This is a genomic window from Flavobacterium sp. KH_035 (assembly GCF_057839565.1).
Genome location: NZ_CM174492.1, coordinates 1,270,956 through 1,286,618, shown reverse-complemented (window position 1 = coordinate 1,286,618; position 15,663 = coordinate 1,270,956). Strand labels below are relative to the sequence as shown.

Sequence of the window (15,663 nt, the reverse complement as noted above, 5' to 3'; positions counted from 1 at the left end):
ATGAAAAATTTTGACATTAACGAAGATCCACACAGACGTTTCAATCCATTACTAAACGAATGGATTTTAGTATCACCACACCGTGCTAAACGTCCGTGGCAAGGGCAAAACGAGACCCTTGCAACCGAAACTCTTCCAGAGCATGACCCAACCTGTTACTTATGTCCAGGCAACGTTCGCGCTAATGGGGAACATAATCCGACCTACAAAGACAGCTTTGTCTTTGAGAATGATTTTGCTGCTATGAAGCAGGACGAAATTATATTTGAAGAAGATATCAAACACACCTTTTTTAAAGCAAAACCCGAGCAGGGAATTTCCAGAGTAGTCTGCTTTTCGCCAAGGCACGACCTCACTTTGCCAGAGATGGAAATTGGTGCAATTGAAAACATTATTAAAATCTGGCAAAAAGAATACACTGATCTGGGAAGTATCAAATACATCAATCACGTTCAGATTTTTGAAAACAAAGGAAGTATTATGGGTTGCAGTAATCCCCATCCTCATGGACAAATCTGGGCACAGTCATCACTTCCAACTCAGGTTGAAAAAACACAAAACAGCCTGAAATCGTACTTTGATAAAAACAACCGAACACTACTTCAGGATTATATTCAGGCTGAATTAAGAACGGGGGATCGTGTGGTAATCGAAAACGATGACTTTATTGCTCTCGTTCCGTTTTGGGCAACATGGCCTTATGAAACTATGATTGTAAGCAAAAGAGTCCTGAATAAAATTACTGATTTTACGGAAGAAGAAACCAATTCCTTTGCAGTGATTTTAAAACAACTAACTATCAAATACGATAATTTATTTAGTACTTCATTTCCTTATTCGTCAGGAATCCATCAGTCTCCTACAGATGGTTTAGAGCATCCGGAATGGCATTTTCACATGCATTTTTATCCGCCTTTGTTGCGATCAGCGACAGTAAAGAAATTTATGGTTGGTTATGAAATGTTAGGCGAATCCCAAAGAGACATTACTCCTGAAAGAAGTGCCGAAGTTTTAAGACAGCAATCAGACATCCATTACAAATCGAAGAAAAAATAAGAAACAAAAAAAATATACACCTTTTAAGAATCACTAAAAAACAGTGTGTTCGCAATTGTGTGTTTTCCCTTTTGGTTCTGGCCCCTCATTTTTACCATACAAATCACAACAAAAACGAATATTAAATCTTAAACCAACATTAAAAAGAAAAAACAGTATTTAAACCACCTCATCGAAATACTGTTTTTTCACCCTGTATTAATCAAACAATCACCTTTACTAATTATAAAATTATTATCATCAATGAACCAGAACCTTGCTTTCGCAGATTATGCGGTTTTTATTATTTACTTCATCGTAGTCTCGGCCTACGGTTATACGGTTTACCGAAAACGTAAACAAGACGAACAAGATGCTAAAGCTTACTTTTTGGCCGAAGGAAACCTGACCTGGTGGGCTATTGGAGCATCTTTGATTGCCTCAAATATCTCGGCAGAGCAATTTATTGGAATGAGTGGTGAAGGTTTCTTTTTAGGAATTGCCGTTGCCGCTTACGAATGGATTGCAGCCATTAGTTTGATAGTCGTTGCCGTTTGGTTTATTCCCGTGTACCTTAAGAACAAGATTTACACGATGCCGCAATTTTTAAAAACACGTTATAATGAATCGACTGCTTTAATCATGGCCGTTTTCTGGTTGTTTTTATACGTTTTTGTAAACTTAACCTCTATTTTGTATTTGGGTGCTGTCGCTATTAATGGCATGGCCGGAGGAGAATATCTTCACATTATCATGATCGGATTGGCTCTGTTTGCTTTGTTTATCTCTCTTGGAGGTATGAAGGTTGTCGCTTATACCGATGTTATTCAGGTTGCTGTTTTAATCATTGGAGGTTTAGTCACTTCTTATATCGCTTTAACAACTGTAGGACACTATTTTCATGTTGGTGAAAATGCAATCGAAGGTTTTAAAGTTTTGATGAGAGAAGCTCCGGAACATTTTAAAATGATTATTCCAAAACCAACCGCAACATCCTCTCAGCTTGACATTAACAAATATCTGACTTTCCCTGGATTGATGTCTTACCTTGCCGGTATCTGGATCATCAACTTAAATTACTGGGGATGTAATCAATACATTACGCAAAGAGCTCTGGGTGCTGATTTGCAAACAGCCCGTACCGGTATTTTATTTGCAGGTATGCTAAAATTGTTAATGCCTTTAATCGTAATGTTACCCGGTATTGCTGCTTACGTTTTATATCAAAACGGACATTTACCACAATTAGTTGGAGGAAAAGACGGAGCCTATTCTGCCGTACTTACTTTCTTGCCTACAGGATTAAAAGGGCTTTCGGTAGCAGCATTAACCGCTGCAATTGTAGCTTCGTTAGCCGGAAAAGTAAACAGTATTTCGACTATCTATACACTAGATATTCATAAAAAATACATTCAGAAAGAAGCTGGTGAAAAACAACAGGTAAACATTGGCCGAATTGCTGTTTTTGCCGCAATGCTTTTGGCTGTGTTGTTTACATGGAATGATGTTTTAGGAATTGGAGGTGTCGGAGGATTTACCTACATCCAAAAATACACCGGATTTATCAGTCCCGGAGTTTTTGCCATGTTCGTATTAGGGATGTTCTGGAAACGAACTACTGGAGCTGCTGCCGTGGTGGGTGTAATTTTAGGGTTTGCATTGTCAATATTATTCAACGAATATGCTCCTGCATTATTTGGAAATGAGACTTTATTATACACCGCATATCCAAACGGAAAAGGAGCATTTGAAATTCCTTTCCACATTTGTATGGGACTATCATTCATCTTTACCGCTTTAGCAATGATCGCGATAAGTTTTGCAGGACCAAAAGTAAATCCTAAGGCATTTGAAATCGATTCCGAAATGTTTAAAGTAAAACCGCAAACGACCGTTTTAATCGTCATTACAGTATTGATAATTGCAGGTTTGTACATTAAGTTCTGGTAGAATATTTTTTTGAAAACAAAAAAATAAAACGGTTCCAAGAAAATCACATTTTTTAAAAATTATGTTATTAATTTAGGAAAAATGCACTTTTTTAACCATTGCTAATCAAACTTTTACATACCAAATTTTATTAAACCCGACAAGTTTTAGAGCTTGTCGGGTTTTTAATTATTGTAGGTCACTGCCTTATTTTACACTATTTCTCACAAAATAGTTGTCACTAAATTTTTTACATTTTTTTTCGAAATAGAAAACCAAACTACTGAAATTCAAATATTTCACTTACATTCCTGAGTGGTTGTGTAAAGTAATTTCTTACTATATTTGATTTACGTATGGTTAATCTTTAAACTTTAGGTACCAAATTTAAAGAGACTAAAACTATACGTTTTTTCAAACAATCACAATTAACGGAATGTATAACGTATTAAATGTTTTTACTATGATAAAAAATTATAAACTTTTATTTTTCTCTTTTCTTGTCTGTTTTATTCCAACTCTGGCTAAAGCCCAGTTGGGCAGCTCCTGCGGAATTCCAGCTTGGTACTCCGTCACGCAATATTCCAGTAACTCTTATGTCCGTTATAACAATATTGTGTACAAAAACAATTCCTGGTCTCAAGGAGCCGGCAGTACTCCCGGATCAAGCAGTGTCTGGTCTGCAGTAGGAAGCTGTGACGAACAATTAATTATTAATAATCCATCTCTGGCTTATACCGCATGTAATACTGTTTCTGACTGGAACAGCTCAACACCCAACTACAATGTAAACAACATTATAAGATACAATAATGGTGTCTATAAAGCCAAGTACTGGGTCGTCGGAACAGAAATTCCTGATCAGTCTTCTGCTTACACTTTTCTTGGTGTGTGTATCAAGCCCATAACCATTTCTCCTGCCTACGCAGATGGGCAAATTATTATAAAAAGCACATTATCGGCTATCAATCTTACCGCATCACTCAATCTGTATGGCTTGTCGGCAACACAAACTAAGGTCGATATAAAAAAGACAACGGAATCTTCTTATACAACTTACAATATGAGCTTATCCGGTAACACTGTATTGTACAACTGGACCCCAATCGCTTATGGGGATTACAACGTTCGATATACCGCTATAAATTCGGTTGGGGTAAGCACCATCGTAAACACAACTGTTAAAATTGCGGTTACTTCTCCTCCTGTTGTAACCATTACCGGTCCACCTAACGCCACTTCCTATACTCAACTTAATTTTTCGCCTATAAGCATTACTTTTACTATTCAGCCTTCGTCCGGGAGTTCAATTAGCAACATACTTTTTAAGGATCTCACCGCCGGAACGAATACTACTGTGACTACCAATCCACAAAATTCTTATACCTTTAATTGGACACCTCAGAATTATGGAAACAATTCACTACAAATAGCAGTCACAGACAACAATGGTACCACAACAACATCCGGTTTACAACTTAATCTTGTGAATCCTGCCACACAAAATATTTCCTTTGCTTCACTTCCCAATCAAATAAAAGCGGTTAATGGAATACCTAAAACATTCGTGTTTGATAAGAGTATCACTTCATTAAAAAGAAGAAACATTACTGTATTTGATTACACGATTACCGGAAATACTTTAAAAATCACTCCTAAAAAAGCAGGCAGATCCGGACTTCAGATCACAACTTCAGATGGTACGATATATCATCTTGGCTTAAGAATAGACAATACCAATGGAAGCCCGTTACGCTATCCTGATTATGTTTCTGTAGGATCTGTATCCGAAGACACTACCGATGATGTCAATTTTTACAACAACAATATCGACGACAGCAATCTGCTCAAGAATAACCGAATGGATGTACGATACATCTATATCAATGGAGGGCCAATCGCCGGATGGAATACCTGGCAGCCTGACAGAGCTATAAAATTTGCAAGGAATTCTATAAAAATGGGGCTCATTCCTTTCTTTGTTTTTTATAACATTCCCGACGGAAGCGAATCTTACGAGCTGGATCTGGCACACGTAAAAGATCCTTCCTATATGACGGCTTATTTCAATAATCTCAACCTTTTTCTGAATCAGGTTAAAGCTGAACTGGGAGATGAGTTTTTTGGAGTGGTATTAGAGCCTGATTTCCTGGGCTATATGCAACAGTTTAACGAACCTATAACTACTACAACAGCCGTAAATGCAACAAGTATTGCCCAAAATGTAGGTACTTTGAAAACGCTGGTAGAAAGAATCAATTTTGAGCTCAACAAGAAAAGAACAGACGAAAACCTCAATATGGAATTTGGATGGCAGCTTAATCTTTGGGCAAAAGCTGGTGTAGCCGGTCCAAAAGGAATTATCAGAGAAACGGATACCGGGACTTTTACTACCCAGCTTAACAAAATTAAACAAACCGCTGCAGATATTTTTCAATACACCAATAGTATGGGAATTATGTCTAATAATGCAGATTTTATTTCTATCGACAAATATGGTCTTGATGCCATGGGCGCCGGAAGCACTGGAAACCCTGCTGATCCCTTCTCTTATACCTGGTTCTGGAATAATGACCACTGGATGAATTACCTAAATTTTGTTCAAAAACTTTATGAAGCCTCCGGTAAACATGTTGTTCTCTGGCAAATCCCGGTAGGACATATCAATGGTTCAGAGACTCTAAATGAACGAACAGCAGGTCCTTTCCAAGTTTTAAATAATACCAGCCAGCACTACGAAGATTCTGCTACTACTTTTTTCTTTGGGGATACCGTAAATTTCTCAAATGACACGAATCGTTATAACTATTTCAGCCAGAATAAACATGCCGACCCTAAACTTCAGGTTAATCCCGTCACAAAAAAAGTCACTTTTGGAAATCACTTTGCAGAGGTAAAAAGTAGCGGAACCAAGCTTGTCTTAATGGGAGCAGGTGTAGGAGCTAGTACGGATGGAATTGGAAACCCGGGAACTACTCTGACTGATGATCATTTTTGGATTCAAAAATTGCAGGATTATTATATCAATCAAACTTCTAGCACTAGCAAGTCCAGTACTGCTACTACAATAAATGATGATCTAAGTTTTGATTCTTCTCTGATTATTTACCCTAACCCCGTTAAGGAAGAGCTAAGTATCGACACAAAAGAAAAAGTTGAAGTCGTATATATTTTTGATATGAATGGTGAAAATGTTATCACCCTGAAAAATAAAAACAAAGTAAATCTTTCGGGGCTTCAAAACGGATGGTATATAGTAGCCGTAAAACTTGAAAATGGTAAAAAGATCTCTAACAAAATATTAAAAAACTAAACAGGATCTTAAGCGTAAAATTATTTTTAGATAAGATAAAAGAGATGTTATTCGGCATCTCTTTTATTGTTTAAACGACATCTTTTGTTTAAAAAAGGGATGAAAACCCAAAAGTATAAAAATAGTACAACACACTATGAATTAAGATAATGAACCATATTGCCCTGAAAGGGCATAAGCAGCGATAAACAAAACATAAGATCTTAATTAAAAAACCGCTTACTTTCAAAAATATAATAAAATAAGACACGTACTTTTTGGGTTAGGCTTTCGCCCCTACAGGGCTAAAAGAAGCATCATCATTATTCATGGTACTTCGCACCATGTTATTGCCAGGGCTCTTTCAGAGCAACAGCTTCCCGGAACTTATTTCTTGTAAGGAAAGCTGTACATTAAATATTTTGCAATTAAAGAATTTTAGGAAAATGAAGAAAAACTGTGGAGGCGAAATATACCGCTCCACTGGAGCTTCCTTCCCGACTGGATTTATTTGGTATAAATATTTTGCTCCGACAGAGCAGACAAGGCCGATTATCTAAATAAAAACAGAAAAGAAACCACAAAAAAGAGCCCCATAGGGGCGAAATATGATACTCCAATAGAAACAATTACCCAAATAAAAAGCCCTGATTATTCAGGGCTTTGTTCTTTTTGCATATTCAGTAAATACGCCATATTCTTAATCACATGATCGTGTTTTTTGACAAACGGATTTTCCTCATTCCAAACATATCCCGCTAGTACCGAACATATCTTTTCCTTCACATCCGGATTTTCCGGCTGATGAAAAAATAAAGTCTGAAGATTTCCTGTATACCATTCCTGTACATACGTAGTAAAAACGGCTATTCCGCGTTTCATATATTGTGTAAACTCGACTTCCCAATCCACAGCGATTCCTTGTGATTCTTTAAGGTATAATTTTGCTGCCAACATTCCGGATTCAGTTGCAAAGGCAACTCCCGAGGAGAAAACAGGATCTAAAAATTCCGAACTGTTACCCGTCAAAGCAAAACCATCACCGTACATTTTTTTTACCGCTCGTGAATAATTTTCGAGTTTTACCGGTTCAAACAAAAATTCTGTTCCTTTAAATCTTTTGATATAATAATCGGATTTCTGAATGGCATTTTTTAAAGCCTCGGCATTATCCTTATTTTCTGAAAGCGAATTAATAAAATCGGTTGGCCCTACCACTCCTAAACTGGTATTTCCGTTAGAGAAAGGAATTACCCATAACCAGACTTCGGTTTCCAGAATATCAAATGAAATTTGAGTTCCTTCTTCTCCTTCTTCCCTATTAATATCTTTTACGTGTGTAAATATCGAAGAATGCGGATCTAATTTTGAAGGGGTATCCAAATCTAAAAGTCTTGGTAAAACACGTCCGTATCCACTGGAATCAATAATGAATTTAGCATGGATTTCTTTTAGATTTCCATCCTTATCTTTTACAATTGTTTTAGAGTTTTTACCCTCAAAAGACACTTCCAGTACCTCTGTTTCAAATTCCAGATCAATCCCTTTCCTAAGTACTTCCTGCGCCATCGTATGGTCAAAATCTGCACGTGGCACCTGCCAGGTCCAGTCCCAGCCTTCTCCAAATTTTTTGCTGAAATCAAAAACACAAATTTCTTCTCCTCTGATAAAACGAGCACCAAGTTTTTTCTCAAAATTCATAGCATCGAGACTTTCAAAAAGCTCAGCCTCAGCAAAATGATCCATTACTCGCGGAATAAGACTTTCCCCTACTACAAGCCTCGGAAACCTCGTTTTTTCAACTACTTTTATCTTAATATTATTTTTATGAAGATACGATGCCGAGACACATCCTGATGGTCCTGCGCCAATGACTAAAACATCAACAAACTCCTTTATCATATTAAAATTATTATCAATTATTAACCTACATTTGCCATCATCAAAATAACTACATTTATTTTGATAAATAAAATTAAATTAGCACAATCAAAACCAGTTTAATGAATACAATTAATGAATATTTAAGTTTAGCAGAATTCGAATCTATTATATTTTCAAACAACAAAGTTTCGATAAGCGATGCTGTTTTAAACAGAGTGAATGAAAGCTTCAATTTCCTAAAAGAATTTTCAGGAAACAAAGTAATATATGGTGTAAACACTGGTTTTGGACCAATGGCTCAATATAGAATTAAAGAATCCGACCAGATACAATTACAATACAATTTAATTAGAAGCCACTCTTCAGGAACAGGAAAACCTTTGAGTCCTGTTTGTGCAAAAGCAGCAATACTGGCTCGTTTAAATACTTTATCATTAGGAAATTCAGGTGTTCATCCTTCTGTAATTCACCTAATGGCAGAACTAATCAACAAAGATATTACTCCTCTTATTTTTGAACACGGTGGTGTAGGTGCCAGCGGAGATTTGGTACAATTGTCACACCTGGCTTTGGTTTTAATTGGTGAAGGCGAAGTTTTTTACAAAGGAGACAGAAGACCAACTTCTGAAGTTTTTGAAATCGAAGGTTTAAAACCTATTCAGGTAGAAATCAGAGAAGGTCTGGCGTTAATAAACGGAACTTCGGTAATGACCGGAATTGGGGTTGTAAATGTGCATCATGCCAATAAATTATTAGACTGGTCGCTAAAATGTTCCTGTGCAATTAACGAATTGGTTCAGGCATACGACGATCACTTCTCTGAAGAATTAAACCAAACTAAACGTCACAAAGGGCAACAGGAAGTAGCCTCAAGAATGAGACAAAATCTTTCCGACAGTACCTTAATCCGTAAAAGAGAAGATCACTTATATTCAGGAGAAAACACTGAAGAAATCTTTAAAGAAAAAGTTCAGGAATACTATTCGTTGCGTTGCGTACCTCAAATTTTAGGTCCGGTTTTAGAAACAATTAATAACGTTGCTTCTATTCTCGAAGACGAATTTAACTCAGCAAACGACAATCCTATTATAGATGTAAAAAACAAACACGTTTATCACGGAGGAAACTTCCACGGTGATTATATTTCGCTTGAAATGGATAAACTAAAAATTGTTATTACCAAACTGACCATGTTAGCTGAACGTCAGCTGAATTATTTGTTGAATTCAAAAATCAACGAAATTCTTCCTCCGTTTGTCAACTTAGGAACTTTAGGATTTAATTTCGGAATGCAGGGGGTACAGTTTACTGCCACCTCAACAACTGCCGAAAGCCAAATGTTATCTAACCCAATGTACGTTCACAGCATCCCGAACAACAACGACAATCAGGATATTGTGAGTATGGGAACCAATGCAGCAGTTATTACTTCAAAAGTGATCGAGAATTCTTTTGAGGTTTTAAGTATCGAAATGATTACTATTGTTCAGGCAATTGATTACTTAGGACAAAAAGACAAAATTTCATCTGTTACCAAAAAATGGTATGACGATGTTCGAAACATCATTCCTGAATTTAAAGAAGATCAGGTCATGTATCCTTTTGTTCAAAAAGTAAAAGATTACCTGATTCACAGTTAATACTTATTTTTACATTATTAATATTGAACCTTTAAAATCATGAAAAAGACACTTATTTTTTTATTTGCATTCACTATTCAATTTGTTAATAGTCAGGAATTGGCTTTAGTTAAAAAAGATTCTAAAATTGGATACATCTCCAAAGACGGAAATTTTAAGATTGAGCCTCAGTACAAATCGGCAAAAAGCTTTTCTGAGGGACTGGCGGCTGTAGAAAACAATGGAAAATGGGGTTTTATAGATGCTAAAGGTGCATGGGTAATTCCTGCTGATTTTAAGAATGTAAAAGATTTCAACAGCGGAATTGCAATTGTTCAAAAAGACAAGGATTGGGTTTATATTAATACAAAAGGTGAAATCCAGAAAGCTCCTTTTTCAGAAAAACTTTTTGACTTTGAAGATGGCGTAGCATTTATCAGACAAAGCGGTAAAGTAGGATTAATCAATTCGAAAATGGCCGTTGTTCTGGAACCAAAATACGATCAAATCAAATCTTTTGAAAACGGTTTTGCAAGAGTTGAAAACAATAAAAAATGGGGAATTATTAATGCTGCCGGTAAAGAAGTGATTGAGCCTGTTTACGAGGAAATAGGCAATTATTTCAAAAACACAAGCTGGGCAAGAAAAGATAAGATCTTTGGAATTGTTAGCTCCGGAACTTTTATTCCGGTCGATGGAGCTGAAAAAATCTGGGATTTTGACACTCAGGATCTGACCTATGCCAAGAAAAATGGTAAGATTGGGTTTATTGACTTAAAAGGAAATTGGGTGATTACCCCGATATACGACAAAGTAAAAGCGTTCTCAAAAAACTTAGCTCCGGTTTGTGTAGGTTCAAAATGGGGGTTTATCAATCCGAAAGCAGAATTTGTAATTGAACCTACTTACAGCGACGCCGAAGTTTTTAGTCCAGACGGACTGGCTCCCGTAAAAGAAAAAAACTGGGGATTCATCAATCAAACCGGAAAATTGGTTATTCCAACGCAATACGGTATCACGGCAAACGGATTTGTCATTGCGTTATTTGTAAAACAAGACAAAGGTTTTATTGATGGTGTGGCACGCGTAAAAAACGAAGGAAAATGGGGATTTCTTAAACCAGACGGAACCGTGTTAGGCAATCAATGGTTTGAAAATGCCGAACTATTTTCGCAATCAGGAGAAAGAAATAGCACAGCCGAAGTCGCTCCTGAAAAACCAAAAGCAGAAACAAAAACTGCGACAAAGTCAGAGACAAAAACAGCTGTAAAATCGACAGCTAAAAAGAAAAAATAAAACCTATTAACTCATAAAAACAAACGCTGTCTATGCAATTACCGATAAGAAAAGTAATTCCATACCGGGCGATTAAAAAAATAAATTCTGAATATGAAATGTGTATTAGTAACTGGCGGTTCACGAGGAATTGGAAGTGCTATTTGTAAAAAATTAGCCGTTGATGCAAATTATCATATCCTGATTAACTACCACTCGAATAAAACAGCTGCTGAAGCAACACTTCAGGAAATACAAAAATTAGGAGCAACAGGCGAAATCTTAGGTTTCGATGTTTCCAATTTTGAAGAGGTACAAAAAACGTTAACACAATGGCAGGAAGCTAATCCTGAAGCTATTGTAGAAGCTATCGTCAACAACGCCGGAATTACAAAAGACGGTCTTTTTATGTGGATGACTCCCGAAGACTGGAACGGTGTAGTAAACACGAGTTTAAACGGATTTTTTAATGTAACGCAGTTTTTCATCCAAAAAATGCTGCGCAATAAATATGGCCGAATTGTTAATATGGTTTCTGTTTCGGGTGTAAAAGGAACAGCCGGACAAACCAATTACTCGGCAGCAAAAGGTGCAATTGTTGCGGCCACAAAAGCATTGGCTCAGGAAGTTGCTAAACGAAACATTACTGTAAATGCTGTAGCGCCAGGTTTTATCAAAACCGATATGACAAGCCAATTGGACGAAAAAGAATTACTAAAACTAATTCCGGCAAGCCGTTTTGGTGAAGCCGAGGAAGTTGCAGATTTGGTAAGCTTTTTGATTTCAAAAAAATCAAGTTACATTACAGGAGAAATTATAAATATAAACGGAGGAATTTATTCTTAGAAAATATTTTAAACACATAGAAACATAGATTTTTATGTACAAAGACTACAAAAAAGAAATAGATTTCTTTCACATAGATCGCTATGTGTATTTCAAATAAGTGAAACGCCTATTTTGAATTTACAAAAGCTATCTTTCTATGTGTTAAAAATTGCAAGTAACGGATAAAAATTACTTTTAAAGACGATGAATAAGAGAGTTGTAATTACTGGGATGGGAATTTATTCTTGTATCGGAACTTCTTTAGATGAAGTAAAGGAATCTTTATACAACGGAAAATCTGGTATTCAGTTTGATTCTGAAAGAAAAGAATTTGGTTTTCAATCTGCCCTAACGGGAATGGTTCCGAAAGCTGATTTAAAAAATTTATTGACCCGCAGACAGCGTATGAGCATTGGTGAAGAAACCGAATATGCTTATATGGCTACTATCGAAGCATTGAAAAATGCAAATATTGATGACGCTTTTTTTGATAATCGCGAAGTCGGTATTATGTACGGAAATGACAGTGTCTCAAAAGCTGTTATTGACGCTAATGACATTGTACGAGAAAAAAAAGACACCGCCTTAATAGGTTCGGGAGCTATTTTTAAATCGATGAATTCAACGGTTACAATGAATTTATCAACGATTTTTAAACTTCGTGGTATCAATCTTACCATAAGTGCAGCCTGTGCCAGTGGATCACACTCTATAGGTCTCGCTTATTTTTTAATAAAAAGCGGATTCCAGGATGTTATCATTTGCGGAGGCGCGCAGGAAATCAACAGATACGCCATGAGCAGTTTCGATGGTTTGGGTGTTTTTTCGGCCAGAGAAAACGAACCCGAAAAAGCTTCCCGCCCTTTTGACAAGGATCGCGACGGATTAATTCCAAGTGGTGGCGGTGCAACGTTAATTCTGGAAAGCTATGAATCAGCAATTGCCAGAGGTGCTACCATTATTGCCGAAGTTGCCGGCTACGGATTCTCTTCAAATGGCGGACATATCTCAACTCCCAATGTCGAAGGCCCGTCTATAGCCATGCAGCGAGCGCTTGATGATGCGCAACTAAAAGCAACCGATGTTGATTATATAAATGCTCATGCAACCTCAACTCCAGTGGGGGACGGAAATGAAGCCAAGGCGATCTTTGAGGTTTTTGGAGAGAAAAATCCGTATGTAAGTTCTACCAAATCAATGACAGGTCACGAATGCTGGATGGCCGGAGCAAGTGAGGTAATTTACTCTATCTTAATGATGCAGCACGATTTCATTGCCCCAAACATCAATTTAGAGAATCCAGACGAAGATGCTGCTAAATTAAATTTGGTCAAAACTACTTTAAACAAAAAATTTGACATATTTTTGTCCAATTCCTTCGGGTTCGGAGGAACCAACTCTGCGTTGGTGGTTAAAAAGTTTAAATTGAACGATGAATAAAGAAGAGATTATAGCAAGAATTAATGGTTTTTTGGTTGATGAATTTGAAGTAGACAATGATGATATTGAACCAGATGCTAATTTAAAAGATACACTTGGATTAGATAGTTTAGATTATGTAGACTTAGTAGTCTCAATCGAAGCTAACTTTGGTGTAAAACTGGTAGAAGTTGATTTTGTTGGAATTGCTACTTTTCAGAATTTCTATGACCTTATCGAAACCAAACTAAAAGCTAAAGCTGTTTAATGAGTCAATGGGATGGCAAATCAAAAGGTACAGTTTTAGGCTATAGAATATTCGTTTTTTTAATACAAAAAGCGGGTGTTAAGGCTGCTTATGTCCTGCTTTATTTTGTTGCTTCGTATTACTTTTTGTTTTTAAAAAAAAGCAACAAAGCCATTTTCTATTACTTTAAAGAAAGGCTACAGTATTCCTGGTTCAAATCTAAAAAAATGGTTTTCAAAAGTTATTACACTTTTGGACAAACCATCATTGATAAAATCTCGATTTCGGCAGGAATGCGAAATAAGTTCACTTATGAATTTGACGGAATTGAGGTCCTGAAAAAGCTTTTGGCTGAAAAAAAAGGAGGTGTTTTGATTAGTGCCCATGTTGGAAATTTTGAAATTGCCGAACATTTCCTTGGTGATATCGATCTCAATTTTCAAATCAATCTGGTTACTACTGATCTGGAACATTCTTCCATAAAAAAGTATCTGGAAAGCGTTACTCAAAAACCTACTGTAAAATTTATCATTATCAAAGAGGATCTTTCTCATATCTTTGAGATCAATGCTGCATTGGCCAATAACGAATTGGTTTGTTTTACCGGTGACCGCTACTTTGAAGGCACAAAATCTCTTTCGGAAAAAATATTGGGTCAGGAAGCTCATTTTCCGGCAGGTCCGTTTTTAATTGCTTCACGATTAAAAGTTCCTGTTGTTTTTGTGTATGTCATGAAAGAACCCAATTTACATTATCATTTGTACGCCAGAGAAGCTACCGTGAAACATCGTGATGAAAAAGGGTTACTGAAAGAATATGTACAAAGCGTTGAAACTATTCTGCAAAAATATCCTTTGCAATGGTTCAATTATTTCGATTTCTGGAATGATTTGAGATAAGACTTAAAGGATCTCAGCATCTCGCAAAGACGCGAGGGCGCAACGTTTTTTCTTCTTTTTTGTCATTTCGACCGAAGGGAGAAATCACACCCTTTTAGTCACAAAGATTGTCGACTTAGTTTGCGGAGTTTCTTGTGTGATTTCTCCCTTCGGTCGAAATGACAAACTGTACTTAAAAACTCATTTCAAATTAAAACTTTGCGCCCTCGCATCTTTGCGAGATAAAAAAACAACAAAAATTCATCGCCAAAAACGATTCGTTTAAACAAGAAAATTCGTTTAAATAAATTTACTTATTTTTGTTCGCAACCAAAGTAAGTAAACCTCCATGAAAAACGTTCTCGTTATTTATTATACGCAGTCTGGACAACTGGGAACAATTGCACAAAATATTGCAAAACCGTTCCTAAATTCAGAAGAAATAAATGTAACTTTTCACGAAATACAACTGCAGCAACCCTTTCCTTTTCCATGGAATAAAGCTGCTTTTTTTGACGCTTTCCCGGAATCATTTCTACAAATTCCAACCGAATTAAAACCCCTTCCGGAAGAAATTCTAAACACAAAATACGATTTGGTATTATTTCATTATCAGGTTTGGTATTTATCTCCTTCCATTCCTATAAATTCCTTTCTAAAAAGCGCCGATGCTAAAAAAATACTAAACAACACCCCTGTCATCACCATCAGCGGCTCTCGCAATATGTGGATTATGGCACAGGAAAAAATCAAAGTTTTACTAAAAGAGTCCAATTCTCAGTTAGTTGGAAACGTTGCTTTAGTAGATCGCGTTGGAAATTTAATCAGTGTAATCACGATTGTAGAATGGATGTTTTCAGGCGTTAAGAAAAAATATCTTGGCATTTTTCCGTTACCGGGAGTATCCGAGAAAGACATACAGGAGTCAGATAAATTTGGAGAAGTGATCCTTTCTGAATTCAATCAAAATCAATTACAGCATTTACAACCTAAACTGGTTGCCATTGACGCCGTTAAAATCAGCCCCTATCTGGTAACCGTTGATAAAACTGCAAATAAAATTTTTAATAAATGGTCGAATCTGATTTATAAAAATCAAAAAAACAGAAAAACGCTTCTTAAAGTATTTAATGTTTATTTATTCCTGGCAATATGGTTAATCTCGCCAATAGTGTATATATTGCACCTTATTACCTACCCCTTTAAGTTAAAAACCATAAAAAGAGAAACTCAATATTATCAAGGAGTTTAGAAGAC

The 15,663-nt window shown here is 36.4% G+C and carries 11 protein-coding genes; 10 read left to right on the top strand and 1 reads right to left on the bottom strand.

Going from position 1 to position 15,663, the window contains the following annotated elements:
• From AC3IS6_RS05650 to AC3IS6_RS05640, 3 genes are all read left to right on the top strand, one after another.
• Positions 1 to 1,056 carry a UDP-glucose--hexose-1-phosphate uridylyltransferase gene (locus tag AC3IS6_RS05650; RefSeq protein ID WP_489164041.1) on the top strand — a complete coding sequence of 352 codons (1,056 nt, stop codon included), beginning with the start codon at positions 1 to 3 and terminating at the stop codon, positions 1,054 to 1,056.
• Between the two features lie 243 nt (positions 1,057 to 1,299).
• Positions 1,300 to 2,985, top strand: coding sequence for a sodium/sugar symporter (locus tag AC3IS6_RS05645; RefSeq protein ID WP_489164040.1), 1,686 nt, complete (start codon positions 1,300 to 1,302; stop codon positions 2,983 to 2,985).
• 442 nt (positions 2,986 to 3,427) lie between these two features.
• Complete coding sequence (locus AC3IS6_RS05640; RefSeq protein ID WP_489164039.1) at positions 3,428 to 6,277, top strand: T9SS type A sorting domain-containing protein; 2,850 nt, start codon at positions 3,428 to 3,430, stop codon at positions 6,275 to 6,277.
• 630 nt (positions 6,278 to 6,907) lie between these two features.
• Here the strand turns inward: AC3IS6_RS05640 and AC3IS6_RS05635 are convergent.
• Entirely contained in the window at positions 6,908 to 8,158 is a 1,251-nt protein-coding gene (locus tag AC3IS6_RS05635; RefSeq protein WP_489164038.1) for an NAD(P)/FAD-dependent oxidoreductase, read from the bottom strand.
• Between the two features lie 101 nt (positions 8,159 to 8,259).
• Here AC3IS6_RS05635 and flxA point away from each other — a divergent pair, with 101 nt between their 5' ends.
• The 7 genes from flxA (at position 8,260) to AC3IS6_RS05600 (ending at position 15,658) form a co-directional block, all read left to right on the top strand.
• Positions 8,260 to 9,780 (top strand): flexirubin biosynthesis tyrosine ammonia-lyase FlxA, encoded by a 1,521-nt coding sequence (gene flxA / locus AC3IS6_RS05630; protein ID WP_263362345.1) that lies wholly within the window; start codon positions 8,260 to 8,262, stop codon positions 9,778 to 9,780.
• Between the two features lie 39 nt (positions 9,781 to 9,819).
• A complete protein-coding gene (locus tag AC3IS6_RS05625; protein ID WP_489164037.1) occupies positions 9,820 to 11,055 on the top strand; it encodes a WG repeat-containing protein in 1,236 nt (411 codons plus the stop codon).
• Positions 11,056 to 11,148: 93 nt separating this feature from the next.
• On the top strand, positions 11,149 to 11,880 hold the full coding sequence (gene flxB, locus AC3IS6_RS05620; protein WP_173964739.1) for a flexirubin biosynthesis SDR family reductase FlxB: 732 nt from the start codon (positions 11,149 to 11,151) through the stop codon (positions 11,878 to 11,880).
• A 186-nt stretch (positions 11,881 to 12,066) separates the two neighbouring features.
• Positions 12,067 to 13,302 carry a beta-ketoacyl-[acyl-carrier-protein] synthase family protein gene (locus tag AC3IS6_RS05615; protein ID WP_489164036.1) on the top strand — a complete coding sequence of 412 codons (1,236 nt, stop codon included), beginning with the start codon at positions 12,067 to 12,069 and terminating at the stop codon, positions 13,300 to 13,302.
• Positions 13,295 to 13,549, top strand: coding sequence for an acyl carrier protein (locus AC3IS6_RS05610; protein WP_173964737.1), 255 nt, complete (start codon positions 13,295 to 13,297; stop codon positions 13,547 to 13,549). The genes AC3IS6_RS05615 and AC3IS6_RS05610 overlap by 8 nt, the downstream gene beginning before the upstream one ends.
• The gene (locus tag AC3IS6_RS05605; RefSeq protein WP_489164035.1) at positions 13,549 to 14,427 is read left to right on the top strand and encodes a lysophospholipid acyltransferase family protein; all 879 of its coding nucleotides are present in this window, start codon (positions 13,549 to 13,551) and stop codon (positions 14,425 to 14,427) included. Before AC3IS6_RS05610 ends, AC3IS6_RS05605 begins: the two co-directional genes overlap by 1 nt.
• Positions 14,428 to 14,755: 328 nt before the next feature.
• A complete protein-coding gene (locus AC3IS6_RS05600) occupies positions 14,756 to 15,658 on the top strand; it encodes an NADPH-dependent FMN reductase family protein (protein WP_489164034.1) in 903 nt (300 codons plus the stop codon).
• Positions 15,659 to 15,663 lie beyond the last annotated feature (5 nt).